The following is a 26,339-nucleotide window of genomic DNA, read 5'->3' as shown; positions in this document are numbered from 1 at the left end:
CCCGGCGCGCCGCGCTTGGGCAGGCTCGAACATGCGTTCTATGATGGCCCGGTGCCGCAGTTGTCGCTGTTCTCCGCGGAGGCCCGGCCGGCCGGGCTGGCCGACCTGGCCGGGCTGCTCTGCGGGCCGGGCCGGATCGAGCGGTTCGGCGCCGGGGACACCGCCCGGTTCGACGTGCCGCTGCCGTTCGACGGCCGGGCCGGCGCGCTGGCCGCACTGAGCGCGGCCCGCGGGGTCACCCTGGCCCCCGGCGCGTCCGGCCTGCGCAGCGCGTTCCGCCGGGACCTGGCCCCGCTCGCGCGCCTGTGGTGCCCCGACGGGCGCAAGCAGGTCCCCGCGGACTTCCAGCTCGACGGCGCGGCGCTGCGGCTGTGGGTGCTCGCCGCGGGCGTCGCCGACCTGCGCGGCGGGCACCTGCTCCTGCTCGACGCGCAGGCGCCGTGGACGCACGGCCCGCTGATCGCGGCCGCCACCCGGGCCGGATTGCCACCGGCGCGGCTGGCGGCCGGGGAACACGGGGCACCCGGCCCGGCGTTGCGCCTGCACGGAGCCCGGCGGATGGCCCGGTTGGTCGAACTGGTGGGTCCGGCGCCGAACGTTCTGGGAGCGTCGGACTGGCCGCGACACCACGGTCGACCGGCCGCCTGACCTGCCGAACCCCGGCTGGGGATAGGCTGTCGGCTCGCCCGGCCCCGGTGGTGGAACCCACGGCACGGGATGGCGACGGTGTGAGATCGTGCGATCGTCGACCGCAGAACGATGCTCAGCGCGATCACTCCGACACGCTCCGGACATGACGGGGTGCGCGGGGGGAGCACACTGCGGAGCCGGCACGGCACAGGCGTCGCAGACAGGCGTGACGCGGCCGAGGAGATGAGGTAGGACCACGTGGCAGCCGCTACAGGCACAGAGGGCAAGACCGGTTCGACGCGCGCGGCGGGTGGAAGCACGCGCAAGCCCACGTCGACGCGGTCCGCATCCGGACGCCCGGTCCGTCGCCTGGTGATCGTCGAGTCGCCGACCAAGGCGCGGAAGATCCAGCCGTACCTGGGTGACGACTACATCGTGGAGTCCTCGGTCGGCCACATCCGGGACCTGCCGCGCGGTGCCGCCGACGTGCCCGCCAAGTACAAGGGCGAGTCCTGGGCCCGCCTCGGGGTCGACGTCGACAACCAGTTCAGCCCGCTCTACATCGTCACGCCGGAGAAGCGGAGCACCGTCTCCGAGCTGCGCGAGGCGCTGAAGTCGGTGGACGAGCTGCTGCTCGCGACGGACCCCGACCGCGAGGGCGAGGCCATCGCCTGGCACCTGCTGGAGACGCTCAAGCCGAAGGTCCCGGTCCGCCGGATGGTGTTCCACGAGATCACCGAGTCGGCGATCCGGGCGGCCGCGGAGAACACCCGTGAGCTCGACCAGCACCTGGTCGACGCCCAGGAGACCCGCCGCATCCTGGACCGGCTCTACGGCTACGAGGTCTCCCCCGTGCTGTGGAAGAAGGTCATGCCGAAGCTGTCGGCGGGCCGCGTGCAGTCGGTGGCGACCCGGCTGATCGTGCAGCGGGAGCGCGAGCGGATCGCGTTCCGCTCGGCCGACTACTGGGACATCGCCGCGACGATGAACGCGGGCGCCGAGGCGACCCCGCGCACCTTCGGCGCCCGGCTGGTCCAGGTCGACGGCTCCCGGGTGGCGACCGGCCGTGACTTCGGGTCGGACGGCCGGCTGAAGTCCGGCTCCGACGTCGTCGTCCTCGACGAGGCGGGCGCCCGCCGGCTCGCGGAGTCGCTGCAGGGGCGCGATCTCGCCGTCTCCTCGGTGGAGTCGAAGCCCTACACCCGCAAGCCGTACGCGCCGTTCATGACCTCGACGCTGCAGCAGGAGGCGGGCCGCAAGCTGCGGTTCTCCTCGGAGCGCACGATGCGCAGCGCGCAGCGGCTCTACGAGAACGGCTACATCACCTACATGCGAACGGACTCGACCACGCTGTCGAGCTCCGCGATCGAGGCGGCCCGGGCGCAGGCCCGCGAGCTCTACGGCGACGCCTACGTCGCCGACAAGCCGCGCCAGTACACCCGCAAGGTGAAGAACGCGCAGGAGGCCCACGAGGCGATCCGGCCGGCCGGCGAGTCGTTCCGCACCCCGGGCGCGATCGCCCGCGAGGTCGACGGCGACGACTTCCGGCTCTACGAGCTGATCTGGCAGCGCACGATCGCGTCCCAGATGACCGACGCCCGCGGCACCACGGTCAGCGTCCGGATCGCCGGCACCGCCGGGACCGGCGAGGACGTCGTGTTCGCCGCGTCCGGCCGGACGATCACCTTCGCCGGGTTCCTCAAGGCCTACGTCGAGACGGTCGAGGAGGGCTCCGGCGCCGCCGCCGACGACGCCGAGTCCCGGCTGCCGGAGCTCACCGAGGGCCAGGCGCTGACCGCCGACGAGCTGACCCCGGACGGGCACTCCACCAACCCGCCGTCCCGCTACTCCGAGCCGGCGCTGGTGAAGGCGCTGGAGGAGCTGGGCATCGGCCGCCCGTCGACCTACGCGTCGATCATCAAGACGATCCTGGACCGCGGCTACGTCTGGAAGAAGGGCTCCGCGCTCGTCCCGTCGTGGGTGGCGTTCGCCGTCGTCGGGCTGATGGAGGCGCACTTCGGCCAGCTCGTCGACTACGACTTCACCGCCGCGATGGAGGACGACCTGGACTCCATCGCGTCCGGCTCCGACTCGCGGACCGACTGGCTGTCGAAGTTCTACTTCGGCGCGCCGGACGGCGGCGAGGGCTCGATCCAGCGGGCCGGCGGGCTGAAGAAGCTGGTCGGGTCGAACCTGGAGGAGATCGACGCCCGCACGGTGAACTCGATCAAGATGTTCACCGACGCCGAGGACCGCGAGGTCGTCGTCCGGGTCGGCCGCTACGGCCCGTACCTGGAGCGGATCGTCGACGGCGAGTCGCAGCGCGCGAACCTGCCCGACGACCTGCCGCCCGACGAGCTGTCCGAGGAGGTCGCCGAGAAGCTGTTCTCGGTGCCGCAGGAGGGCCGCAAGCTGGGCACCGACCCGGTGACCGGGCACGAGATCGTGGCGAAGGAGGGCCGGTTCGGCCCGTACGTCACCGAGCTGCTGCCCGAGCCGGAGGTACCGGAGGGCGCGAAGAAGAAGCCGGCGAAGCCGAAGCCGCGCACCGGGTCGCTGTTCAAGTCGATGTCGGTGGACACGGTGACGCTGGAGGACGCGCTGAAGCTGCTGTCCCTGCCCCGCGTCGTCGGCAAGGACCCGGAGTCCGGGGACGAGATCACCGCGCAGAACGGCCGGTACGGGCCGTACCTGAAGAAGGGCACCGACTCCCGCTCGCTGGGCGACGAGGAGCAGCTGTTCACGGTGACCCTGGACGAGGCGCTGAAGATCTACGCGCAGCCCAAGCAGCGGGGCCGGGCGGCCGCCGCGCCGCCACTGCGCGAGCTCGGCGAGGACCCGTCGACCAAGAAGAAGATGGTGATCAAGGACGGCCGGTTCGGGCCGTACGTCACCGACGGCGAGACCAACGCCAGCCTCCGCAAGGGCGACTCGGTCGAGGAGATCACCGACGAGCGGGCCTCGGAGCTGCTCGCCGAGCGCCGGGCCAAGGCCCCGGCCAAGAAGAAGCCGGCCGCCCGCAGGACGGCCGCGGCGTCGAAGAGCGGCGGGACGACGGCCCGCAGCACCGCCGCGAAGAAGACCGGCACCACGTCCAGGACCCGCAAGAGCCCGACGACCTGACCCGCCGCCGCCGGTGCCCCGGGCGGGATCCGCCCGGGGCCCGGTGGGGGGTCTCAGGCCGCGGAGAGGGCCTTCTTGACGGCGGCGGCGACCCGGCCGCCCTCGGCGCGGCCCGCGGCGGCGGCGTTGGCCTTCTTCATGACCTGGCCCATCTGCCGCATGCCCGGCTGCTCGCCGGTCTCGGCCGCCACCTCCGCGACGGCGGCGCGGGCCAGCTCGGCCACCTCGTCGTCGTCCAGCTGGGTCGGCAGGTAGCGGGCGAGGACGTCGCCCTCGGCGCGCTCCCGGGCCGCCTGCTCGTCGCGCCCGGCGCCGGCGAACGCCTCCGCCGACTCGGCGCGCCGCTTGGTCTCCTTGGTGATGACGCCGCGCACCTCGTCGTCGGTCAGCTCGCGTGCGGACTCCCCCGCCACCTCGGCGTTCCCGATCGCGGTCAGCACCGACCGCAGGGTGGTGCGGACCAGCTCGTCCCTGGCCTTCATGGCAGCGGTCAGATCGGCCCGCAGCTGCTCCTTGAGAGTGCTCACGGGACGCCACGATAGTCCTGCGACGTACGCTGGCCGGTGTGAGTATCACCGGCACGATCGCCCGTCTGGCCGCCGCCACCGCCGTCACCGGGGCCGCCGGTATCGGCTACGCGGCCGGTATCGAGCTGCGGCACTGGACGCTGCGCCGGGTGGAGCTGCCGGTACTGGATCCGGGGGCCCGCCCCCTGCGGATCCTGCACCTGTCGGACCTGCACCTGACGCCCGGCCAGCGCAGCAAGATCCGCTGGGTCGCGTCGCTGGCCGCGCTCGAACCCGACCTGGTGATCGACACCGGGGACAACCTGGCGCACCCGGACGCCGTCCCGGGCGTGCTGACCGCGCTGGGCGGCCTGCTCGACCGCCCGGGCGCCTTCGTGTTCGGCAGCAACGACTACTACGGCCCCACCCCGAAGAACCCGGCCCGCTACCTGCGGCGCAGCGGCGGCCGCCGGATCCACGGCGCCCCGCTCCCGTGGACCGACCTGCGGGCGGCGTTCCGCGAGCACGGCTGGGTGGACGCGACCCACACCCGTCAGCTGCTGGAGGTGGACGGCCGCAGCGTCCGGATCGCCGGCGTCGACGACCCGCACCTCAACCGGGACCGCTACCCGCGCATCGCGGGCCACGACCCGGACGCCGACCTGCGGCTCGGCCTCACCCACTCCCCCGAGCCGCGGGTGCTCGACGGCTTCGCCGCCGACGGCTACGACCTCGTGCTCGCCGGACACACACACGGCGGCCAGCTGCGCCTGCCCGGCTACGGCGCGCTCGTCACCAACTGCGGGATCGACCGCACCCGGGCCCGCGGCACGAGCCGCTGGGGCAGCCACACCCGGCTGCACGTGTCCGCCGGACTGGGCACCTCGCCGTACGCACCGGTGCGCTTCGCGTGTCCGCCCGAGGCGTCGCTGCTGACCCTCGTTCCCCGCCCGACCAGCACCGATGCGCGCAGGGGAACCCCCGCGCAGGCCACCGGAGGCGTCGGGTAGAGTTCTCAACGGCTCACGGGGAGACCGTGACAGCCGCTCGGGGTGTGGCGCAGCTTGGTAGCGCGCTTCGTTCGGGACGAAGAGGTCGCAGGTTCAAATCCTGTCACCCCGACCACGCAGTACACAGCAAAGGCCCTGGTCAGAGACTCACACGAGAGTCACGGACCAGGGCCTTCGTCGTGTCCGGGAGCGCTGCATCCTCCCTCGACAGACGGGACCCCTCGACACGACTCGTCCCGACCTGCCCGGGACCGCATCTCCTGGAGCTCCCGGACGACGGCGGCGGTGGTCCGCTCACGATCGTCCGTCGCCAGCAGGTCCAGCATCGCGCCCCGCAGCACGGCGAGCACGGCGGTGCGACGGGCCGCCCCGGCGGGCGTGTCGCGTTCGGCCGGTGGCTGGGCCGCGGCGAGCGCGCCGAGCCAGTCGGTGACGGTGGCGCGGGCGAACCCCGCCCACGGCCCGTGCGGATCGATCAGCGACCGGGCGTAGCCCTCCACCCACAATCGGAGCAGCGCGCGATGGTCGTCGTCCGACAACCATGCCCACACCCGCTCCGCGAACGGTTCCAGCCCGTCCGGGACGTCGGCGGTTCCGGGCCGTACCCGGTCGAGCAGCTCGAGCTCGTCCGCGCGCGCTCGCGCCAGCAGCGCCCGGATCAGCCCCTCCTTGCTCCCGAACAGGAACATCAGGACCCGGGTGCTGGAACCGACGGCCGCGGCCAGCGGCCGCAGCGACAGATCCGACAGACCGTGCCGGCAGACGTAGGCGTACGCCAGCTCCAGCAGCTCGTTCTGCCGCGCCGACGGGATTGAGCTCTGAGCGGCCACACCCGTACCATGCCTCACTGACACAGTCGTGTCAGTTCGGTCGATCGCCGGATCCCGGGGGCCCCATGGACGTCGCGACGCCGACCCGGGCGGTGGTCCGCAGGCTCGGCCGGCCGGGAGATCTCGGCTGGGTGGTGATGGCCCACGGCGAGCTCTACGCCACCGAGTTCGGGTGGGACACCAGCTTCGAGGCGCTGGTCGCGCAGATCGTGGCCGGCTACGCCGCCGACCACGACCCGGCCCGGGAGGCCGCGTGGATCGCCGAGATCGACGGCCGCCGGGTCGGCTGCGTGTTCTGCGTCGCCGGCGACGACGAGGTGACCGCGAAGCTGCGGATCCTGCTCGTCGATCCCGCCGGGCGCGGTCACGGCCTGGGCCGCCGGCTGGTCGACCGATGCCTGGAGTTCGCCCGGGACGCGGGCTACCGGCGGATGACACTGTGGACCACCGACGTGCTCGTCTCCGCCCGGAACATCTACCGGGCCGCCGGGTTCGAGCTCGTCGAGCAGGAGCATCACCGCAGCTTCGGGCACGACCTGCTCGGCCAGTACTGGTCCCGGGACCTGTAGCCGCAGGACGGGCGTCCCACCCGACGATCGCGGGCACCGATCGTCGGACCCCGCTCGGCCGCCCTCACCAGACTGGAGCGCGTCGGAAGGACCGGACATGGAGCTGTGGAACCGCGCGATGGACGCCGTCGAGGAACATCTCGACCACGACGTCCCCGTCCGCGAGATCGCCGCGGTCGCGTTCACCTCGGAGTACCAGCTCCGGCGGGTGTTCTCGATGCTGGCCGGGATGCCGCTCTCGGAGTACATCCGGCGGCGGCGGATGACGGTGGCGGCGAGTGCCGTCCGCGACGGCCACGACGCCGTCCAGGACATCGCCGTGCGGTTCGGCTACTCGTCCGCGGACGCGTTCGCCCGTGCGTTCCGCAGCGTGCACGGGATCGGGCCCGAGCAGGCACGTCTGCCGGGCGCCGTCCTGCGGTCGCAGGCCCGCCTGTCCTTCCACCTCACCGTCGAAGGGAGAACGGACATGCAGTACCGCATCGTCGACAAGCCGGCGTTCCGGGTGGTGGGCCGCAGGACCCGCTCCACCGTCGCCCACGAGGGCATCAACGCCGACGCCGACCGGCTCGTCCGGTCACTGCCCGACGCCGACTGGGAGACGTTCGAGGAGCTGTCGGACCAGGAGCCGCGCGGCGCCGTCTCGGTCTGGGACGACGCCGACGGCACCGGCCTGGCCGAAGGTGACATCGCCGAGTTCTACGTCGGCGCGGCCACCGGCCGTCCGGCGCCCGCCGGGTTCGACGTCCTCGCCGTGCCGGCGCACACCTGGGCCGTGTTCAGTGCCTCCGGCGCGTTCCCGCGGTCGCTGGAAACGCTCTGGCGGGCCGTCGGGGGCGAGTGGCTGCCCGCCAACCCCTACCAGCTGGTCCCGGCACCGTCGCTGGTCCGCGCCGAGTACCACGACGAGGACGGCGAGCACGCCGACGTCGAGCTGTGGCTCGCCGTCCGGCGCGACACCTGAGAGCGACCCGCACCCGCCCGGCGGGTCGCCGCACCGCTCAGACCTGGGCGTAACCACCGTCGACGGCGAGCTCGGAGCCGTTGACGAAGCTGGCCGCGTCCGAGGCGAGGAAGACCGCCGCCGCGGCGATCTCCTCGGGCTCGCCCAGCCGGCCGAGCGGGATCGACGCCTCGGAGGCGGCCAGCTCGTCGGCCGACAGCAGATCGATCAGGCCCTGCGTCCGGGTCGAGCCCGGGGAGAGCACGTTGATCCGGTACCGGCGCTCCCCCGCGCCGTGCGCGAACCCGCGGACCAGGTTGCGGATCGCGGCCTTGGTCGCCCCGTACACGGCCAGGAACGGCTCGGGCCGCGAGGCCGCCGTCGACCCGGTGAGGATGATCGACGCCCCGGGCGAGAGCAGCGGCAGCGCCTTCTGCACGGTGAACAGCGAGCCCTTGACGTTGGTGGTGAACATCGCGTCGAACTGCTCCTCGGTGATCTCGCCCAGCGACGCCGCGATCCCGATCCCGGCGTTGGCGACCAGGACGTCGATCCGGCCCGCCTGCTCGGCGACCGTCGCGTAGAGCGCATCGAGGTCCTCCAGCCGGCCCACGTCGCCGCGGATCCCGGTCACGCCGGGCCCGAGCTCGGCCTCGATCTCGTCGAGCTGCTCCTGGCGCCGACCGACGACGAACACGCGTGCGCCCTCGGCACGGTAGGCCCGCGCGATCGCCAGTCCGATGCCCGCGTTCGCGCCGGTCACGACCGCGACCTTGTCCTGCAGAACCGCCATGGTCTCCCACTCCCAGTTTTTGACCGTCCGGTCCATGAGAACCGATATGGACCGAGCAGTCAATAATGAGCCCGGTGTCCCGCGCCACGCGCGGCGGATGGCGCTCAGGACGCGGGCAGCAGGCCGAGCCGGCCCGCGAGCACCGCGTGGGCGGCGCCGTCCGGATCCACGCGGGCGGCGACGTCGCCCTCCCGCCCGGGACCGAATCCCCCCATCAGCGCCCGCCCGCCCCGACCCGGCAGGGCCCGGATCCTCCTGCCCCGGACGCAGGGACCACAGCACCGCAGGCACGGCCAGGGCGACCAGCAGGACGGCGATCCACAGCGGACCGAGTTCGTGGCGGACCGACGCCCATCCGCCGAGCAGTGGACCGATCGTCGCGCCGATGTTGAGCGCGGGCGTGGTGGCGGCACCGCCGAGCGTCCCGGCCTCCGCCACCAGGACCAGCGACCGTGCGATCGCGGTCGCTCCGACCGCGAAACCCAGAGCCGCCGGGAGCCCGACGAGAGCCACCGCCGCCCATCCCGTGCCGAGTGCCCCGGCGAGCGTCGCCCAGCAGGCTCCGAGCACGACGCAGCCCCCGGTGAGGATCCGGCGGAAGTGCGCGTCGGCGTACCGGCCCGCCAGGGCGACACCGGCGAACGCCCCGGCCCCGAACACGGCGAGGCCGGCCGGGACGGCCGACGGCGTGAGCCCCCCTGGGCCGGTGAGCAACGGGCCGACGAACACGTACCCGGCGAACGTCGCGCCGTTGACGAGGGCGGCCGCCACCATCGTAAGCACCGCGGGCCGCCTGCTCAGCACGGCGATGTCGTGCCGCAGTGGGCCGCCCGGCGGCCGGGTGCCGCCGCGATCGGCGGGCACGCCGAGCACCACCCCGGCGAGCCCGGCCGCGGCGAGCACCGCCACCACCCAGAACGTCGCGCGCCAGCCGAAGAGCTGTCCCAGCACGGCGCCGACGGGTACGCCCGCCACCAGTGCGAGGGTCGTCCCGGCGAGCAGGGTCGTCGTCGCGAGGGCCGCCCGGCCCGGCGGGGCGATCCGCACGGCGACGGTCAGGGCGACCGCGAGAAAGCCGGCGTTCGCGAACGCCGCCAGCAGGCGGGTCCCGGCCAGGACCCAGAACAGCGTGGTCAGCGCGGCCACGACGTGCACGGCGGCGAAGACCGCGAGGAAGACCACCAGCGACGTCCGGGGCGGCAACCGGCGGGCGACGATCGCCATCACCGGCGCGCCGACGACCATGCCGACGGCGAACGCCGAGGTCAGTCCGGCGGCGGCCGGGACGGAGACGGCGAGATCGCTCGCGATCTCGCGGACCAGGCCGGCCAGCATGAACTCCGACGTCGCCTGGACGAACACGGCCGCGGCGAGGATGTACAGGACGAGGGGCACCAGCGCGCTCCAGGAGACGGCGGGCGTGCCGATCGGCACGCCCGGACGGGCGGGACCGGAACCGGTCACATCCGCACGCCACCTGCCGCGACGAGGCCATACGGCCTCGGAGAGTCGATCAGCGCCCGGAACCGGGCACGGAGCAGCAGCGCCACCGGGACGGACCGGTGGCTACCGCCTGCTCGCCTCGGGGCTGCCCACGCGGCGAACGTAGCAGCGCCCCGGCACGGCTGCGACCAGGTTCCCGGGCGCCGGAAAACCAGTCGGCACCCCCTTCGATCCCGGCTACCGTCCCGGCACCGACCACCCCGGGGAGCTGGGTCCATGACCGTCCTGCCGCGATCGGCCTCCGCCGATCACACGTCGCACCACACCGTTCCCACCGACGTGAGGCAGTACAGAACTGATGACGGACCAGACCGATCTCCCTCCTAACATCGTCGTCCGCGAGTCCGGCTCGCGGATCATCAACCCGCTCGACGACGGCAAGCTCGCCACCCTCGGCCGCGCCCTGCGGCTGCCGCCGGGCAGCACCGTGCTCGATCTCGCCTGTGGCAAGGGCGAGATGCTCTGCACCTGGGCGCGCGACCTGGGGTTCACCGGCACCGGGGTCGACCTGAGCAGCGCGTTCGTCGCCGACGCCCGGGCCAGGGCCGCCGAGCTCGGAGTGGCCGACCGGGTCCGCTTCACCCACGGCGACGCCGCCGGGCACGTCGCCGAGCGGCCGGTCGATCTCGCCGCCTGCATCGGCGCCACCTGGATCGGCGGCGGTGACAGCTGGCGGAGCCGGTTCGACGGGACGCTCGCCCTGCTCGAACGCAGTCTGCGCCCCGGCGGGGTGCTGCTGGTCGGCGAGGTGTTCTGGCGGCGCACCCCGCCGGACGAGCAGACCGTGGCGGCCTGCCACGCCGCCGCCCCGGACGACTTCGCCGAGCTGCCCGCGCTGCTCGACCGCATCGACGAGCTCGGGTTCGACCCGGTCGAGGCGGTGCTCGCCGATCCGGACAGCTGGGACCGCTACACCGCACCGCAATGGCTGGCGACCCGCCGGTGGCTCGACGCCCATCCCGGCGACGCGCTCGCCGACGAGCTGCGGGCCGATCTGCGCGCGTCGCCCCGCAGGCACCTGCTGTACCAGCGGGAGTACCTGGGCTGGGGCGTTCTCGCGCTGATGCGTCGCTGAGGTGCGGATACCCTCCCGGGGTGCCCGCGCTCCCCCGGCTCACCCCCCGTCAGCGCGCGCTGCTCGGCGACCGGTTCCCGGGCGCCGAGCTCGTCGGCGACCACAGCTGGGGCCTGATCGGCACGACCGTGCTGCGGCTGCGGCACGCGGGCCGCGATCTCGCGGTGAAGGCCGGGGACGACGCCGACACCCACATCGCCCGGGAGCTGCGCGCCCATCGGGAGTGGACCGGCCCGCTGCGCGGGTCCGCGCCCGAACTCGTGTACGCCGACGCGGACGCGAAGCTGCTGGTCACCGGATGGCTGCCGGGTGAGCTCGTGCAGGGCCGTCCCGCCGAGCAGGAACCCGGCACCTACCGGCAGGCGGGCGCCCTGCTCGCCCGGCTGCACGGGCAGGCCGGCACCGTCGACGACGGCTACGAGGCCCGCATGCGGGACCGGGCGCTGCGACAGCTGGACACCCCGCACCGGATCGCACCGGACACCGAGGCCCGGCTGCGCGCCGAGATCGCGACCTGGCCGGACGGGCCCGCGACGCTCGTCCCCACCCACGGCGACTGGCAGCCGCGCAACTGGCTGGTGCACCACGGCACCGTCACCGTGATCGACTTCGGGCGGGCGGACCTGCGCCCGGCGCACACCGATCTGTGCCGGCTCGCGGTGCAGCAGTTCCGCGACCGGCCGGAGCTGGAGCGGGCGTTCCTCGACGGCTACGGCGACGACCCGCGCACCGGGTCCGCCTGGCGCCGCGAGCTGCTGCGCGAGGCGATCGGGACCGCGGTGTGGGCGCACCGGGTCGGCGACGAGCGGTTCGAGCGCCAGGGGCACCGGATGGTGGCCGAGGCGCTCGATCCGCCGGTCAGCCGCCCGCGGCCTGCAGACCCCCGGCCGGAAGACGGTCCGCGCCCCAGCTCCGCTCGATGTAGCCGGTGATCCGCTCGATGTCGGCGGCCGGGACCCGCTCGGGCTGACCGCGCTCCAGCGGATCGACGTGGAAGATGTAGAGCCGCGACGCGAACTGGTCGAACGGCAGCGACGCCTCGCCGAAGCGCTCGCCGTTGCCCGCCGTCCCGACGACGACGCCGTCGCCCCAGTCCTGCCCGCTGTCGTTGTTCGGGTTGTAGAAGTACACCCGCATCACGTCCTGCGGATCGGGGGCGACGCGCAGGATGGTGATCGCGTGCCAGCCCACGTAGCGGGCGGCGCTGTCGGTGACGGCGACGCCGGCCGGCTGCGGGTGGATCAGCGGCTGCCCCCCGTTGTACGACGGGTGGTAGCCGGCGTGGAAGGTCCGCAGGAAGTCGTCGAGGTCGATCAGGTTCCCCGTCTCGACGTCGACGTTGATGTGGAAGCCGCGGGCGGCCCACCAGCCGTGGAACTCGGGGTTCACCCAGCGGTGCGGGTCGCCCGGCCGGCCGGCGCAGCGCCGCCCCATCTCGGCGTAGATCCGGTCCAGGTGCGGCACGACCAGCAGCGACACCGGGTCGAGATCGATCGGCATCGCCGTCGCGACCCCGCTGAGGCTCTCCTGCGAGGAGATCGGCTGCCCCTCGAAGTGCATGATGATCTCGTCGTCGCGGGCCGCCCAGACGACCATCTGCAGCAGGTAGTCCGGGTCGTTGTAGGCCCACATCGACAGCGCCCGCGCCGACTGGCAGGTCGGGTTGTCGCCCTGCCCGATGCCCAGCGGCTGGCCGAGCATCGACAGCACCCCGGCGAGCAGCCGGGCCTCCGGCTCGGGCTCGGTGCCGAACGCCTCGGCGAGCCGCTCGTGCGCGACCGGCGCCAGCTCCAGCGCGATCTGGCGCCACAGCGCGGGCACCACCGGCGGCTCGTAGAGGATGCCGCGGTCGAGCAGCAGCGCGAGCCCGTAGATGCACTGCGCGGTCTGCGGGGTGACCGCGACCTCGATCAGCCGGTGCACCAGGTCGCGATAGCGGAGCAGACAGTTCTTGCCGGTGTCGGACAGCCCGAGCGCCTCGGCGATCAGGTAGTCGCTCTCGTGCCGCAGGAACTGCAGCAGCTCGGCGTGGTACGACGACACCAGGCCGGTGTCGTGCATCGCCCGCGCGAACCCGGACGCCTCGTACTGCAGGCCGCCGGTGTCCATCGCCTCCAGCCGGGACCGGAAGACCTCCAGGCCCGGGTCCTCGCGGCAGGCCTCGGTCGTCCCGAACAGGCTGGTGACCAGCCGGTCGATCCCGTTGCCCGACGACGTGCCGAGATCGACGTCCGGGTCGCCGCGGTAGACCGCGATCCGGGTGAGCAGCGACTTCACCTGGTCGACCTGGATGGGCCGCTGGCGCAGGATCCGCCAGATCTCGTCGACCAGCTTGTCCAGCACGCTGTCGTAGCCGATCTCCTCGGCGACGTGCCGGAACAGGTCCCGGATCAGCTGCGCGGTCCGGCCCTGCCGGGTCCGCTCCGCCTCGCTCGGCGGCGTGAACAGCAGCTCCAGGTTCATCGCGAGCACCTGGGACAGGAACTCGTGAGCGTCCTCGGCGGACATCGTGGGGTGCACGTACTCGCCGCGGGCCACCGCCAGCATGCGCAGCTCGCTGGTCGCCTCCATGACGACCGTGTCGGCGTCCCCGGAGTGCAGCCCCGGCCCGACGAACGACGGGACCAGGATCTCCGGCGACGCCCAGTCGGTGCCGAGGAACAGCCCGGCCTCCTCGAGGGCCTGCGCCCGGGCCTGGACCCCGGCGGCACCGCCCGGCTGCAGCAGCACGCGCCGCAGCTGCTCGAGGACCCGCCGGAGCTTCGTGGGCTTGCCGAAGTCGGGGGTCTGGGCCAGGGCCCGGGTGGCGTCGTCGAGCGAGGCCAGGCGCTTGTCCAGCACCGTGGCCCCGCCCGGGACGTCGGCGATCGGTTTCAAAGGCTTCCTCAGACGTAGAAGTCGAGTTCTTCCTGCTTCTTCAACAGCTCACGCATGCGGTACGGGTCGTCACCGAAGAAGTACAGCAGACCCCAGTGGGTACCGAAGGCGGTCCGCTTGGTGACGGTCTCCTCCAGCGGGGCCGAGAGGTCGTGCGACTCGTAGTAGTCGTCGTCCTCGGTCTCCTCCGGGATCTGCAGGTCGCTGACGACCCGCCGCCGCGGGTAGACACCGAAGCAGCCGGCGACGCCCGACGCGTCCTCGACCTCCTTCGGGAAGAAGGCGTCGATCTCCTCCTCGGTGGTCTTCGGGTCGAAGGCCAGCACGAGAGCCTGGTACGCGTTGAACCCGTATGCCCGCTCCAGCAGCTCGAAAACCTTGAAGCCGGGCGGCCGGTAGGCGACCTCGCCGAAGTACATCTCGCCGTCGGAGGTGACGAAGTACTCCGGGTGCACGAACCCGAACTCGATGTCGAAGGTCTTGATCAGCTTCTCGATCTGGGCGGTGATCGCCGGCCGGTACCGCTCCAGCTCGGGGGTGGCCGGGACGAACACGGAGTAGCCGAGCGTGACGTACTCCGAGATGTTCAGGAACTTGATCTTGCCCTTGTGCACCCACGCCTCGACGGCGAACTCCCAGCCGTCCAGGTGCGACTCCATCAGGACCGGGAACTCCTCGTCCGGAATGGTGTCGACCTCGTCCGGCGTGCGGATCACCCGGTGCCCGAGGCAGCCGGCCTTGTCGAACGCCTTGAGGTGGATCGGGTCGTTCGGGTCACCGTCGAGCTTGAGCAGCGTCTGGTTGACCCGCTTGAGGAAGCGGATGACGTCGTCGCGGTCGTGGGCCTCCTCGAAGATCCCGACCCGGATGCCGCCCAGCTGGGCCCGGCGCTTCATCAGCGCCTTGTCCCGCAGCAGCATCGCCTGACCGAACAGACGCGGATTGTCGAGCAGCACCGAATTGATCGCGCCGGCCCATTCGACGGTTTCCTCGAACAGCGGGATCGCGACGTCGACCTGCATTTCCTGCAGGGTCTCGGCGATCTCCATCGAACGGTCGTTGAGCCGCTCGAAGTTCCAGGGAACGTACGGGATGTCGTGCTCCTGGCAGTACTCCTCGGCCCAGTCCGGGGCGACGACGACGTACCTGCGGTCGAACCGGGCCAGCGCCTCGACCGCGTTCAGACTCCAGCCGAGGAGCGCCACGAAACCCTTTTCTGGATTCTTTCCGACCGGCTCGGCCTGAGGCATACAGCAATTCCTCCCAGTTCAGCGAATTCACGTCCACATATTTCGATCACCCCGACCATACCTGGCACCGGATTTTCTCGTGGATCGTGGCGTCGCTCAGGGGCGGCCGGCCCGCTCCTCGGCGCACCGCACGAGCCGCCGCAGCCGGCCCGCGACGGTGTCCTTCGACAGCGGCGGATCGGCCAGCGTGCCGAGCCGGGACAGCGACAGCGTGGCGTGCTCGATCCGCAGCAGCCCGGCGGCGCGCAGCAGCGGCGGGGCGTCCGGGCCCAGCACGTCGAGGGCCCACCGGACCCGGGCCGCGGTCCGGTCGGCGGCCTCCGCGCTGCGCCGCGCGTTCACCGTCTCCAGCATCGGGTTCGGCGCGGCCGAGGGCTCCCGCTCCGGGACCCGGGCGCAGCGCAGCAGCAGATCGGCGACGCCGGGCGCCCCGGTCGCGCGCAGCAGCGCGTCGATGCTGCCGGGATCGCGGATCAGCACCCGGTGCCCGCCCGCGGTCTCCTGCCCGGTGGCCAGCGCGCCGAGCGCGCGGGCGGCGCCGACCAGCGCGAGCGCGACGGCCGGTCCCGGGCAGGTCACCAGCAGCCGGACCCGGCCCGACGAGCGGGCGATCCGGCCTCGGGCGAGCAGCGCGCCGCGCCAGATCCCGGCCGCGACGGTCGCCCCGCCGGCGACGACGGCGGGCGGGAGCCCGTGCACCGGCCGGCCGAGCCGGTCCACCAGCCCGGTCGCCCTGGCCAGGTCGGAGCCCCTCGACGTCATCCTGACGAGATAGCGCTGGGGGCGGCCGCCCGCGGTCACCACGTCGCCGCGGCCGCAGGTGCGGCCGTAGAGCTCGGTCAGGTCCCGGCGCAGCCGGACGGCGGCCTCGGGGGTGTCGAACTCGGCACGGACGACGGTGCGGCCGCCCGCCGTGCTCACCTCGCCGGCCAGCCGCAGCTGGGTGGCGACGCCGGCGTGCCGGACCGCCGGCCGGTCGTCGCGGACCGCACCGAGCTCGCGGTGCAGCTCCGCCGTGAGGCGCTCGGGATCGAACACAGGCCCTCCTGCGGGTGCGCACGAGGGCGGGGTGGGATCACACGTCCCCCGAGGGTGATCCCACCCCGCCGGCCGGACGGGGCGGTGGGACAGCCCCGTCGTGGTCGTGGTCAGGCCCCGTCGGGGGCGGCGTGCATCGGACAGCGCGGATCGACGCACGGGTCCTCGACCGTGCCCGAGCGGTACGCCGCGTTGGCCAGCACCGAACACAGGCAGCCGCGGGCCTTCGCCCGTGGTCCGCCCGGCGCCAGGTCGTCCGGACCGCCCGGTTTCGGACGTTCCGCCTCCCGGTCGCTCGTCCCCTCGATCATGGATCCCCCTCCGCACGCGATGCGCCGGCCTCCCGCGCGGGAGGACCGATTGCATGTACACGCAGTAATCAACCGGCTTGCGATAGTTGCGCACCGTGCCGACCGGGCGGGAGATTACTCTATACGCGGAGTAACGACTATTTCGGACCACTGGCCGTTGGGAGGGGTGCATCCGGGTCGAGCACCAGGCCGTGCTGGCGCGCGATGCCGTCGATCTGCGCCCAGATCAGCACCGTCAGGTGCTCGGTGACCACGTCCCGCTTCATCGTCCGGTGCACCAGCCACCACTCCGCGGTCGCCTGGACCGCGCCGACCAGCGACTGCCCCCACACCTGGACCAGCTCGGGCTCCTCGAACCCGAGCGAGCCCAGGTAGTCGGCCAGCAGCCCGGTCAGCGCGCCGGAGACGAACTCCCGGCCGGCGTCGACGACGTCGCCGCCCTGACCCGGCAGCCGCCGCCGGAACAGCAGATGGACGTTCGGCGAGTCGTCGAGGAACCCGACGAACGCGCCGACCGACGCCCGGATCCGCGGCCGGATCGCGCCGTCGTCGTAGAGGGCCGGCATCAGCCGTTCCATCAGCAGGTTCGTCGCCCGCTCGGCCATCGCGTCCAGCAGCGCCGCCCGGTCCCCGAAGTGCCGGTAGATCACCGGCTTGGTCACCCCGGCCTCCAGCGCCACCTGGTCCAGGCCCAGGTCCCGGCCCTCCCGGCCCAGCACCAGCAGCGCCGCGTCCACCACCTGCTCCCGCCGGCGGGCGCGATGGGCGTCCCAGCGGGTGCTCCGGCCGTCGGCCGGCCGCTCCGCACCGGGGCCGTTCGCATGGCGATCGGGGGACACGGTCGCGATGATCCTCCTTCGGAGCGGCTCCGCACGCCCCCGGACGGACCCGATCGGGCGCGATCACCGGGAGTGGATCACGTCCCGGGCCCGGGTGCCCACCCGGTCCGGACGGCGGGCCGGCCGCCGACCACGATGCGAGGAGGCGCGATGCGACGGGTGCTCTGCCGGGAGTTCGCCGATCCGGAACGGCTGACCGTCGTCGAGGAGCCGGATCCGGTCCCCGGCCCGGGCGAGGTGCTCGTCGAGGTCGAGGCGGCCGCGGTCAGCTTCGTCGACGGCCTGATCGCCCGCGGCGGCTACCAGCTGCGGCCGCCGCTGCCGTTCACCCCGGGCAGCGCGGTCGCCGGGCGGGCCGGCGGCGACCGGGTGCTCGCGCTGCTGCCCTCGTTCGGCGGGTTCGCCTCGCACCTGCTCGCCGATCCGGACCGGCTGGTGCCGGTGCCGGACGGGGTGGACCCCCGGATCGCCGCGTCGTCGGCGGAGAACTACGGCACCATCGCGTTCGCCCTGCAGCACCGGGTCGCCGTCCGGCCCGGCGAGTGGGTCGTCGTGCTCGGCGCGGCCGGCGCGATCGGGCTGGCCGCCGTCGACTGCGCCCGGGCCGCCGGGGCCCGGGTGCTCGCCGTCGCCTCCGACGAGGCGAAGCGGGCCGCCGCGCTCGCCGCGGGCGCGCAGGCCGCCACCGGGTACGACGACCTGAAGACCGCGATCCGCGAGCACACCGGCGGCGGCGCGGACGTCGTCGTCGACCCGGTCGGCGGCCCGGCGGCGGAGGCCGCGCTGCGCGCGCTGGGGCCCGGCGGGCGGTTCTGCGTGCTCGGCTTCACCTCCGGGGAGATCCCGCGGCTGCCGGCCAACGTGGTGCTGCTGCGCAACCGGACCGTGGTCGGCGTCGACTGGGGCGACTGGTCGCGCTCCGACCCGGCCGCCGCCCGCGACCTGGCCGCCGACGTGCTGCGCCGGATCGCCGCCGGCGAGCTGCACCCGCCGGAGCCGGCCGGGCTCCCGCTCACCGGGGCCGGCACCGCGACCCGCGCCCACGCCGAGCGCACCGCCGTCGGGAAGTACGTGCTGGTCCCCTGATCCCGGCGGATCCGCAGCTGGCCGGGACCGGGCACCCGCGGGCATCATGGACGTGGTGAACGAACCGGTGCATCCCGACCAGGTCCGGATCTCCGACGCCGACCGGCAGGCGATGGCCGACCGGCTGCGCACCGCACACGACGACGGCTTCATCGACCTCACCGAGTTCGACGAGCGGATCGCCGAGGTGTGGCGGATGCGCACCCGCGGCGAGCTGGGCCGGGTCACCCGCGACCTGCCCCCGCCGCAGCGCCGGCGCAACGACGGGCTGGTCTTCGCCGACTCGCCCGGCGGCGTCGCGATGAAGGTGCTGGCCGTCATCTGGCTGTGCCTGACCGCGGTCGCCGTGTCCGGCTGGGGGATCGTCGCGCTCACCGCCGGCGTCGAGTACCCGTGGTTCCTGTGGGTGTCCGGCCCGCCCGGGGCGGTCCTGCTGACGCTGTGGCTGACCGGGGCCGGCCGGCCCCGGCGCGGCGACCGGTAGACGATCCGACCGTCCACCGCCGGATGAACGGCCGGTGTACGGACGTTCATCCGGACCCGATACGTTTCCGATCATGGGACACCGCGAGGAGCTGCTGGACGGGGCCGCGCAGTGCCTCTACGAGAAGGGCTTCGGCCGCACGACCGCCCGCGACGTCGTCGCCGCGTCGGGCACGAACCTCGCCTCCATCGGCTACCACTTCGGGTCCAAGGACGCGCTGCTCGTCGAGGCGCTGCTGCGCGCCACCGCCGCCTGGGGCGAGGAGCTGGACCGGGCGCTGGCCGAGCCCGGGCCCGAGCCGGGTCATCCGGACCGGGTCGAGAGCACCTGGAGCCGGGTGGTCGGGCTGTTCACCACCCAGCGCCGGCTGTGGTCCACCCACGTCGAGGCGCTCGCCCAGGCGGAGCGGCTGCCCGAGCTGCGGGCCCGGCTCGCCGAGGCCCAGCGCGAGGTGCGCGAGGGCCTGGCGCTGACCTTCCACACGGTGTCCGAGGAGGACCCGGCGGCCGCCGACCGGCGGGTGCACGTGCTCGGCGCCGTCTACCAGGCGCTGCTCACCGGCGTGATGGTGCAGTGGCTGCTCGATCCCGACACCGCGCCGACCGGCGCCGACATCGCCGAGGGCCTGCGCGCCATCGCCGAGCGCGCCGACGAGCTGGTCTGACCCGCACCGGCCACCCCGGCCACCCGGCCGCTCAGTGCCGGGGCTGCACCCGGCCGATGATCGTCCCGCCGCGGTCCTCGCCGGGCTCGGTGACCCGCACCGACAGCGTGCCGAGCGCGATGAACCGGACCGTCACGGTGCCGCCCGCCGTCACGTCGACCCGGCGCCCCTGCTCGGGGATCAGCACCCGGCGGGCCACGTCGCTGCCGACGGTGAGCACCACCGTCGTCCCGCGCGGGACGATCACCGTCGGTACCGCCTCGACCGGCTCGGTGGAGCGGTGGTCGAACCGGACGGGGGTCATCCCGTCGGCGCCGGCGGTCGCGACCGTCGTCGGCCCGGCCGGCCCCGCACCGGCCACCGGCACGCCGCAGGCCGTGGTCGCGACCAGCACCCCGGCGAGCATCAACCCGGCCGCCCTCCGCATGACCCCATGCTGCCGCAAGGGGCGTTGCGACCCCCTCCCGGCACACCCGATCGTGGCGTTCGGCACCATCGCGTGGTGACCTCCCATCCCGCCGCTCCGGTCCCCGCGACCCTCTTCGACGACGAGCGCGAACAGCGCTGGCGTTCCCGGTTCACCGCGGTGCGGATGTCGAGGCCGTCCTGGGCGGAGGACGCGCCGGACCGCACCGTCTACGTCTCCAACGCGACCGGCACCTTCGAGATCCACGCCTGGGACCGCGGCACCGGTGAGCACCGGCAGGTGACCGACCGCCGCAACGGCACGACGTCGGCGGTGCTGCCGCCGGACGGCGCGCAGGTGTGGTGGTTCGCCGACACCGACGGCGACGAGTTCGGGCACTGGGTCGCCCAGCCCTACGACGCCGTGCCCGGCGCGCCCACCGGGCCCGCCGTGCCCGGGGCCGGCGACGGCTACCCGGCCGGACTGCAGATCGGGCGGCGCCGGACCGCGGTCGGCGTCTCCACCGACGACGGCACCACCCTGCTGGTGCACGAGCGCGGCGCCGCCGACGACGCCCGGATCGTCTACCGGCACACCGAGGACGCCGCCGTCGGCGCGCTGTCCGAGGACGAGACGCTGCTCGCGATCTCGCACTCCGAGCACGGCGACTCCCGGCACCCGTCGCTACGGGTGCTCGATCTCGACGGCGGGGACACCGTCGCCGAGCTGCACGACGGCCCCGGCCGCGGCCTGGACGCGCTGGAGTTCTCGCCGGTCGCCGGGGACCAGCGGCTGCTCGTCGGGCACGAGCGCCGCGGCCGCGACGAACTGCTGATCTGGAACCCGGTCACCGGCGAGGTCACCGAGCTCGCGATCGACCTGCCGGGTGAGCTGGTCGGCGGCTTCTACCCGGACGCCTCGGCGCTGCTGGTCGCGCACACGCACGCCGCCCGCACCCGGCTGCACCGTTACGACCTGGCCGGCGGCGAGCTCACCGAGCTGCCCACGGCGCCCGGCTGCGTCGGTTCCGCCGACGTCCGCCGGGACGGCTCGGTCGAGTACTCGTCGTCGTCGGCGGCGACCCCGTCCCAGATCCGGGTGCTCCGCCCGGACGGCACCGACGACGTGCTCCTCACCCCGCCGGGAGAGCGCCCGCCGGGCTCGCTGCCGGTCCGCGACGTGTGGGCCGACGGGCCGGGCGGCGCCGTGCACGCGCTGGTCACGGTCGCCCCCGGGACCGGCGGGCGTCCGGCACCGGCGGTGTTCGTGCTGCACGGCGGCCCGCACGCGGCCGACGAGGACCGGTTCGACGCCGGCCGGGCCACCTGGGTGGACGCCGGGTTCACCGTCGTCGAGGTCAACTACCGGGGCTCCACCGGTTACGGCTCGGCGTGGCGGGACGCGATCGAGGGGCGGCCCGGGCTGACCGAGCTGGCCGACGTCGCCGCGGTGCAGGACGCGCTGGTCGCCGACGGCACCGTCGATCCGGACCGGTGCGCCGTCGACGGCTGGTCCTGGGGCGGCTACCTGGCGCTGCTGGCCGCCGGGACCCAGCCGCAGCGGTGGGCGGCGGCCGTCGCCGGGGTGCCGGTGGCCGACTACGTCGCCGCCTACGCCGACGAGATGGAGCAGCTGCGCGCGTTCGACCGGGCGCTGTTCGGCGGCTCCCCGGACGAGCTGCCCGACCTCTACCGGGAGACGTCGCCGCTGACCTACGTCGACGACGTCCGGGTGCCGGTGCTGGTGCTGGCCGGCGAGAACGACCCGCGCTGCCCGATCCGGCAGATCGACAACTACCTCGACGCGCTGGCCGCCCGGGCCGCCCGCGGCGAGCCGGTCGCCTACGAGGTCAGCCGGTTCGACGCCGGGCACGGCTCGCTGGTCGTCTCCGACCAGCTGGACCTGATCGCCACCGAGGTCGACTTCGTCCGGCGCGCGCTCGGCTGATCCGGCGTCCCGGGGGCGCCGCTGCGGGCGCACCCGGGACCCGGATCACGATCGGGCGTCGAGCAGGGACAGCACGTTCTCCGGCGGCCGGCCCAGCACCGCCCGGTCACCGGAGCGCACCAGCGGCCGCTCGATCAGCCGCGGCTCGGCGGCCAGCGCGTCGAGCAGGGTGTCCCGGTCGGCCCCCGTGAGACCCTGCTCGCGGAACGCCGGCTCGCCGGTCCGGGCGAGCGCCAGCGGATCGTCGGTGCCGAGCTCGGCCAGCGCCCGCTCCAGCTCGGCCCGCGACGGCGGGTCGTCCAGGTAGCGGCGCACGGTCGGCTCGACGCCGTGCTCCTGCAGCAGCGCGAGGGTGGCGCGGCTCTTCGAGCAGCGCGGGTTGTGCCAGATCTCCACGCCCCGAGCCTAGGAGGCCCGCACCGCCTGCTCGATCCGGTCACCGATGCCCTTGTCGACGTTGCGCCAGTACTCGAAGGCGCGCTGCAGGATCGGCTCGGACACCCCGTCGGACAGGTGCCCGGCGACGTTGTTCACGAACCGCTCGCGGGCCGCGTCGTCGAACACCTCGCGGACCATCGTCCCGGCCTGGCCCCAGTCGTCGTCCTGCTCGTGCAGCACGTTCGCGGTGCGGATCATGTCGCCGTCGGCGTGCCAGAGCGCCTCGGCGACCCGCTTCGGGTCGGCCTCCGGCCCGCCGTAGGAGTTCGGCGCGTAGATCGGGTCACGCGAGTTCGTGATCCGCATCGCGCCGTCCTTGGCGTAGTTGTTCACCTCGGAGCGCGGCGCGTTGACCGGGATCTGCTTGTAGTTCACGCCGAGCCGGGCGCGGTGCGCGTCGGCGTAGGAGAAGCCGCGGGCCAGCAGCATCCGGTCCGGGGACAGGCCGGTCCCGGGCACCAGGTTGTTCGGCTCGAACGCGGCCTGCTCCATCTCCGCGTGGTAGTCCTCGACGTTCCGGTCCAGGGTCAGCGTCCCGACCTTGATCAGCGGGTAGTCCGCGTGCGGCCACACCTTGGTCAGGTCGAACGGGTTGAACCGGTAGGTCTTCGCGTCGGCGAACGGCATGACCTGCACGTGCAGCGTCCAGGACGGGTGGTTCCCGGCCTCGATCTGGTCGTAGAGGTCGCGCTGGTGGTAGTCGGCGTCGGCGCCGGCGAGGTGGTCGGCCTCCTCCTGGGTCAGGCACTCGACGCCCTGGTCGGTCTTGAAGTGGTACTTGACCCAGAACAGCTCACCGGCGGCGTTGATCCAGCTGTAGGTGTGGCTGGAGTAGCCGTTCATGTGCCGCCAGGTCTTCGGCACGCCCCGGTCGCCCATCAGCCAGGTGACCTGGTGCGCGGACTCCGGCGACAGCGTCCAGAAGTCCCACTGCATGTCGTGGTCGCGCAGGTTGTTCGCGACCCGGCGCTTCTGCGAGCGGATGAAGTGCTGGAACTTCATCGGGTCGCGGACGAAGAACACCGGCGTGTTGTTGCCGACCATGTCCCAGACGCCCTCGTCGGTCCACAGCTTCAGCGAGAACCCGCGCGGGTCGCGCCAGGTGTCCGGGCTGCCCCGCTCACCGGCCACGGTGGAGAACCGGATGACGCCGCGGGTCTCCGCTCCCGGCTGCAGGAAGCCGGCCCGGGTGTAGGCGCTGACGTCCTCGGTGGTCTCGAACCTCAGGAACGCGCCGCCGCCCTTCGCGTGCGGCTGGCGCTCCGGGATGCGCTCCCGGTTGAAGTTCGCCATCTGCTCGATCAGGTAGTGGTCGTTCAGCAGGAGCGGACCGTCCGGGCCGACGGTCAGCGAGTGCTCGTCACTGGCGACCGGGCTGCCGGAATCGGTGGTGGTCGGCTTGGGCTGCGAGCTGGTCACTGCCGGGCCTCCTCGTGGTGGGTGGTGCGTCCCCGGCTGGTTTCCCGTGCCCCCCGGAACCAAACAAGTGCCCGCCGGAAACCGCTGGACGGCACGACGCAGGATGGACGGGTGCCCGACGCCACCCACCCCACCGGACCACCGCGTACCGGGCTCGGCGCCTTCGCCGACGTGCTGCGCCATCCCGGCGTCCGCGCGGTCACCGCGATCGGGATGGCCGCCCGGATCCCGGTGACGGCCGTGTCGGTCACCCTGACCCTGCACACCGTGCTGACCCTCGGCCACGGCTTCGCCGCCGCCGGGCTGGTCGCGGCGGCCGTCCCGACCGGGATGGCGATCGGCGCCCCGCTGCTCGGCTCGGTCATCGACCGGTACGGCCTGCGCCCGGTGCTGCTGCTGACGATGACCTCCGGGGTGGCGTTCTGGTCGGTCGCCCCGCTGCTCGGCTACGCCGGGCTGCTGGGTGCCGCCTTCGTCGCCGGGGTGTTGACGCTGCCGGTGTTCTCGCTGGTGCGGCAGGTGATCGCGGCGATCGTCCCGGCCGGGCGGCGGCGCCCGGCGTTCGCGCTGGACGCGATGTCGGTCGAGATCTCGTACATGACCGGCCCGGCGGTCGGGTCGCTGCTGACCCTGTGGCTGGGCAGCGCGGTCGCGATGCGGGTGGTCGGTGCCGGTTTCGTGCTCGCCGGGCTGGCCCTGTGGTGGCTGAACCCGCCGGTCCGGTCGGACGGCCACGCCCCCGGCCGGGAACGACGGCCACCGGTGCGGAGCTGGCTGACCCGCCCGCTGGTCGGCGCGCTGCTCACCGTGTCCGCGGCGGTGCTCGCGATCATGGGCACCGAGTTCGCGTTCATCGCGGCGCTCACCGACGCCGGTGAGGTGTGGGCGATCCCGGTCGTGCTGGCCGGGTGGGGCCTGGCGTCGATGGTCGGCGGCTTCGTCCACGGCGCCGCCCGGCGCACCGTCCCGCTGCCGCTGCTGCTGGCCGTGCTGGGCCTGGCGACGCTGCCTGCCGCGCTGGCCTGGTCGTGGTGGAGCCTGCTGTTCCTGCTGGTACCCGCCGGCCTGGTGACCGCGCCGACGCTGGCCGCCGGCAGCGACGCGATCGGCGGGCTCGCCCCGGACCGGGTCCGCGGGCTGGTCACCGGCCTGCAGGGCTCGGCGACGATGATCGGGGTCGCCGTCGCCGGGCCGCTGTCCGGGTTCCTGGTCGACGTGGCCTCCCCCGCGGTCGCGATCGTCGTGTGCGGGTCGGTCGCGACCGTGCTCGCCGGTGTCGCCGCGCTGCTGATGCGCGGCGGCGGACGCTCCGCCGCCGGGACCGGACGGCCGGGCGGGGACGGCGAACGGCCGATCGCGCAAGCCGGTGGCTGAGAGGCTCCACAGGCGATCGGCGCATCACACCGCCGATCCCGGCGGCGGCACCTCCGGCTCGGGCAGACTTGACTCTCGTGAGCGCGCCGCCCCACCCCGACGCCGAGACCCAGCCGATCCGCCGCGAACGGCCCCGCCGCCGGGTCGGCGCACTCCGCTGGGCGTTCGCGCTGCTGCTCGCCGCGGGGGCGGCCCTCGCGGTCCTGCCCGACCAGGTCGGCCTGGACACCCGCTCGCCGTTCGCGCAGGTCATCGCGTTCCGGCCGCTGATGGTGGCCGGGCTGCTGGTGCTCGTCGTGCTGGGCGCGCTGATCACCGTGTTCGCCCGCCGGTTCTGGCCGGTGCCGGTGGCCCTGGCCGTGGTGGCGCTGATCGGGGCCGCGCTCGTGCTGCCGCGCACCGTCCCGGTCACGACGACGCCCACGGCCGGCGGGCCGACGTTGAAGGTGCTCGCGGCCAACGTGTACGAGGGCCGCGCCGACGCCGACTCGCTCGCCGCGCTGATCGAGGCCGAGGACCCGGACGTGGTCTCGATCCCCGAGTCGGGCGCGAACTACGAGTCCCAGCTCGCGCCGCTGCTGGAGCCGATGGGCTACCGGACCGCGGCCAGCGTCGGGCCGTGGGAGCGCGACGTCACCGGCAACACCGTGGTCTGGGCCGACCGGCTCGGTGACGTGCGGACCCGGATCGGCGAGGACACCCGGTTCCCGTACGTCGAGATCACCGGCGGCGGGCTCGGCGAGCTGCGCTTCGTGGCCTTCCACTCCGTCGCCCCGGTGCCGCGCTCGGTCGCCACCTGGCGGTCAGACCTGTCCGAGGTGCAGAAGTGGTGCTCCAGCGGGTCCCCGGCGATCATCGCCGGCGACTTCAACGCCACCCTCGACCACTCGGTCTTCCGGGACACCATCGCCGGCTGCGGCGACGCCGCGGCGCAGACCGGCAACGGGCTGGCCGGCACCTGGCCGACCTGGGCCCCGCAGTGGCTGGGCCCGCAGATCGACCACGTCCTCGCGACCGCACCGATCACCGCGGAGTCGTTCGAGACCCGGCTGGTGCCGGGCTCGGACCACCGGGCGATCGTCGCGACGCTGCGGCTGCCGGCGTCCTGAGCGGGCGGCCCGGTGCCCGGCCGGGCTCCCCGGCCGCGGGCCGGTGCCGCCCGCGCAACGGCGACGGCCGCCACCCCGGGATGCGGGGCGGCGGCCGTCGTCGTGCTGCCGTGCG

The 26,339-nt window shown here is 73.9% G+C and carries 24 protein-coding genes and 1 tRNA gene; 14 read left to right on the top strand and 11 right to left on the bottom strand.

Translation table 11 applies throughout. The features are described 5' to 3' along the window. The first annotated feature begins 51 nt into the window (after positions 1–51). Complete coding sequence (locus tag ABD160_RS16385; protein ID WP_344023278.1) at positions 52–648, top strand: hypothetical protein; 597 nt, start codon at positions 52–54, stop codon at positions 646–648. Between the two features lie 354 nt (positions 649–1,002). Continuing rightward, complete coding sequence (topA, locus tag ABD160_RS16380; RefSeq protein WP_344023276.1) at positions 1,003–3,753, top strand: type I DNA topoisomerase; 2,751 nt, start codon at positions 1,003–1,005, stop codon at positions 3,751–3,753. 53 nt (positions 3,754–3,806) lie between these two features. Here the strand turns inward: topA and ABD160_RS16375 are convergent, their stop codons facing one another. After that, positions 3,807–4,280: a GatB/YqeY domain-containing protein gene (locus ABD160_RS16375; protein WP_344023274.1), complete on the bottom strand. Its 474-nt coding sequence runs from the start codon at positions 4,278–4,280 to the stop codon at positions 3,807–3,809. Between the two features lie 38 nt (positions 4,281–4,318). On the opposite strand from ABD160_RS16375, the gene ABD160_RS16370 reads away from it, so the two are divergent. Continuing rightward, complete coding sequence (locus ABD160_RS16370) at positions 4,319–5,269, top strand: metallophosphoesterase (protein WP_344023272.1); 951 nt, start codon at positions 4,319–4,321, stop codon at positions 5,267–5,269. 38 nt (positions 5,270–5,307) lie between these two features. Then, a tRNA-Pro gene (locus ABD160_RS16365) sits at positions 5,308–5,384 on the top strand. Between the two features lie 43 nt (positions 5,385–5,427). Here the strand turns inward: ABD160_RS16365 and ABD160_RS16360 are convergent. Next, complete coding sequence (locus ABD160_RS16360; protein WP_344023270.1) at positions 5,428–6,099, bottom strand: TetR/AcrR family transcriptional regulator; 672 nt, start codon at positions 6,097–6,099, stop codon at positions 5,428–5,430. 65 nt (positions 6,100–6,164) lie between these two features. On the opposite strand from ABD160_RS16360, the gene ABD160_RS16355 reads away from it, so the two are divergent. Next, on the top strand, positions 6,165–6,668 hold the full coding sequence (locus ABD160_RS16355; RefSeq protein ID WP_344023268.1) for a GNAT family N-acetyltransferase: 504 nt from the start codon (positions 6,165–6,167) through the stop codon (positions 6,666–6,668). A gap of 97 nt (positions 6,669–6,765) precedes the next feature. Beyond that, on the top strand, positions 6,766–7,632 hold the full coding sequence (locus ABD160_RS16350; RefSeq protein WP_344023265.1) for an AraC family transcriptional regulator: 867 nt from the start codon (positions 6,766–6,768) through the stop codon (positions 7,630–7,632). Positions 7,633–7,669: 37 nt separating this feature from the next. On the opposite strand, the gene ABD160_RS16345 is transcribed toward ABD160_RS16350, so the two are convergent. Then, complete coding sequence (locus ABD160_RS16345; protein WP_344023264.1) at positions 7,670–9,799, bottom strand: SDR family oxidoreductase; 2,130 nt, start codon at positions 9,797–9,799, stop codon at positions 7,670–7,672. Between the two features lie 406 nt (positions 9,800–10,205). Between ABD160_RS16345 and ABD160_RS16340 the strand changes: the two genes are divergently transcribed. Then, on the top strand, positions 10,206–10,982 hold the full coding sequence (locus ABD160_RS16340; RefSeq protein WP_344023262.1) for an SAM-dependent methyltransferase: 777 nt from the start codon (positions 10,206–10,208) through the stop codon (positions 10,980–10,982). A 20-nt stretch (positions 10,983–11,002) separates the two neighbouring features. Next, positions 11,003–11,914, top strand: a complete 912-nt coding sequence (locus tag ABD160_RS16335; protein ID WP_344023260.1) for a phosphotransferase — start codon at positions 11,003–11,005, stop codon at positions 11,912–11,914. Here the strand turns inward: ABD160_RS16335 and ABD160_RS16330 are convergent. The 5 genes from ABD160_RS16330 to ABD160_RS16310 form a co-directional block, all read right to left on the bottom strand. Continuing rightward, on the bottom strand, positions 11,841–13,859 hold the full coding sequence (locus ABD160_RS16330) for a hypothetical protein (protein ID WP_344023258.1): 2,019 nt from the start codon (positions 13,857–13,859) through the stop codon (positions 11,841–11,843). The two genes, ABD160_RS16335 and ABD160_RS16330, sit on opposite strands and share 74 nt — an antisense overlap. Before the next feature lie 8 nt (positions 13,860–13,867). Next, entirely contained in the window at positions 13,868–15,109 is a 1,242-nt protein-coding gene (locus tag ABD160_RS16325) for an ATP-grasp domain-containing protein (protein ID WP_344023256.1), read from the bottom strand. Positions 15,110–15,205: 96 nt separating this feature from the next. After that, on the bottom strand, positions 15,206–16,147 hold the full coding sequence (gene whiA, locus ABD160_RS16320; protein ID WP_344023254.1) for a DNA-binding protein WhiA: 942 nt from the start codon (positions 16,145–16,147) through the stop codon (positions 15,206–15,208). A gap of 110 nt (positions 16,148–16,257) precedes the next feature. Further along, the gene (locus tag ABD160_RS16315) at positions 16,258–16,458 is read right to left on the bottom strand and encodes a hypothetical protein (protein ID WP_344023252.1); all 201 of its coding nucleotides are present in this window, start codon (positions 16,456–16,458) and stop codon (positions 16,258–16,260) included. Between the two features lie 137 nt (positions 16,459–16,595). Continuing rightward, positions 16,596–17,297 (bottom strand): TetR family transcriptional regulator, encoded by a 702-nt coding sequence (locus tag ABD160_RS16310; protein WP_344023250.1) that lies wholly within the window; start codon positions 17,295–17,297, stop codon positions 16,596–16,598. Positions 17,298–17,447: 150 nt separating this feature from the next. Here ABD160_RS16310 and ABD160_RS16305 point away from each other — a divergent pair, with 150 nt between their 5' ends. From ABD160_RS16305 to ABD160_RS16295, 3 genes are all read left to right on the top strand, one after another. Further along, positions 17,448–18,383: an NADPH:quinone oxidoreductase family protein gene (locus ABD160_RS16305; protein WP_344023248.1), complete on the top strand. Its 936-nt coding sequence runs from the start codon at positions 17,448–17,450 to the stop codon at positions 18,381–18,383. A 55-nt stretch (positions 18,384–18,438) separates the two neighbouring features. Beyond that, complete coding sequence (locus tag ABD160_RS16300; protein WP_344023246.1) at positions 18,439–18,867, top strand: DUF1707 SHOCT-like domain-containing protein; 429 nt, start codon at positions 18,439–18,441, stop codon at positions 18,865–18,867. Positions 18,868–18,940: 73 nt separating this feature from the next. Continuing rightward, positions 18,941–19,531 (top strand): TetR/AcrR family transcriptional regulator, encoded by a 591-nt coding sequence (locus ABD160_RS16295; RefSeq protein WP_344023244.1) that lies wholly within the window; start codon positions 18,941–18,943, stop codon positions 19,529–19,531. A gap of 31 nt (positions 19,532–19,562) precedes the next feature. On the opposite strand, the gene ABD160_RS16290 is transcribed toward ABD160_RS16295, so the two are convergent. Continuing rightward, complete coding sequence (locus ABD160_RS16290) at positions 19,563–19,958, bottom strand: hypothetical protein (protein WP_344023242.1); 396 nt, start codon at positions 19,956–19,958, stop codon at positions 19,563–19,565. 75 nt (positions 19,959–20,033) lie between these two features. On the opposite strand from ABD160_RS16290, the gene ABD160_RS16285 reads away from it, so the two are divergent. Beyond that, positions 20,034–21,884, top strand: coding sequence for a S9 family peptidase (locus ABD160_RS16285; RefSeq protein WP_344023239.1), 1,851 nt, complete (start codon positions 20,034–20,036; stop codon positions 21,882–21,884). A gap of 45 nt (positions 21,885–21,929) precedes the next feature. Here ABD160_RS16285 and arsC read toward each other — a convergent pair whose 3' ends face one another. Together arsC and ABD160_RS16275 are read right to left on the bottom strand one after the other, a co-directional pair. After that, complete coding sequence (gene arsC / locus ABD160_RS16280; RefSeq protein WP_344023237.1) at positions 21,930–22,280, bottom strand: arsenate reductase (glutaredoxin); 351 nt, start codon at positions 22,278–22,280, stop codon at positions 21,930–21,932. A gap of 9 nt (positions 22,281–22,289) precedes the next feature. Next, complete coding sequence (locus tag ABD160_RS16275; RefSeq protein WP_344023235.1) at positions 22,290–23,741, bottom strand: catalase; 1,452 nt, start codon at positions 23,739–23,741, stop codon at positions 22,290–22,292. Positions 23,742–23,852: 111 nt separating this feature from the next. Between ABD160_RS16275 and ABD160_RS16270 the strand changes: the two genes are divergently transcribed. After that, positions 23,853–25,115: an MFS transporter gene (locus tag ABD160_RS16270; protein ID WP_344023233.1), complete on the top strand. Its 1,263-nt coding sequence runs from the start codon at positions 23,853–23,855 to the stop codon at positions 25,113–25,115. Positions 25,116–25,192: 77 nt separating this feature from the next. Next, entirely contained in the window at positions 25,193–26,224 is a 1,032-nt protein-coding gene (locus ABD160_RS16265) for an endonuclease/exonuclease/phosphatase family protein (protein WP_344023230.1), read from the top strand. Positions 26,225–26,339: the final 115 nt, after the last annotated feature.

This window comes from Pseudonocardia kongjuensis (genome assembly GCF_039526905.1).
Classification (GTDB): domain Bacteria; phylum Actinomycetota; class Actinomycetes; order Mycobacteriales; family Pseudonocardiaceae; genus Pseudonocardia; species Pseudonocardia kongjuensis.
The sequence above is the reverse complement of the archived record's forward strand: the minus strand, read 5'-3'. Positions and strand labels throughout refer to the sequence as shown.

Bases quoted from the DNA above. Each gene is read 5' to 3' on its own strand.
- ABD160_RS16315 (WP_344023252.1), bottom strand. From the start codon at position 16,458: ATGATCGAGGGGACGAGCGACCGGGAGGCGGAACGTCCGAAACCGGGC.
- ABD160_RS16295 (WP_344023244.1), top strand. From the start codon at position 18,941: ATGGGACACCGCGAGGAGCTGCTGGACGGGGCCGCGCAGTGCCTCTAC.
- ABD160_RS16290 (WP_344023242.1), bottom strand. From the start codon at position 19,958: ATGCGGAGGGCGGCCGGGTTGATGCTCGCCGGGGTGCTGGTCGCGACC.
- ABD160_RS16325 (WP_344023256.1), bottom strand. From the start codon at position 15,109: ATGCCTCAGGCCGAGCCGGTCGGAAAGAATCCAGAAAAGGGTTTCGTG.
- ABD160_RS16340 (WP_344023262.1), top strand. From the start codon at position 10,206: ATGACGGACCAGACCGATCTCCCTCCTAACATCGTCGTCCGCGAGTCC.
- ABD160_RS16355 (WP_344023268.1), top strand. From the start codon at position 6,165: ATGGACGTCGCGACGCCGACCCGGGCGGTGGTCCGCAGGCTCGGCCGG.
- ABD160_RS16305 (WP_344023248.1), top strand. From the start codon at position 17,448: ATGCGACGGGTGCTCTGCCGGGAGTTCGCCGATCCGGAACGGCTGACC.
- ABD160_RS16350 (WP_344023265.1), top strand. From the start codon at position 6,766: ATGGAGCTGTGGAACCGCGCGATGGACGCCGTCGAGGAACATCTCGAC.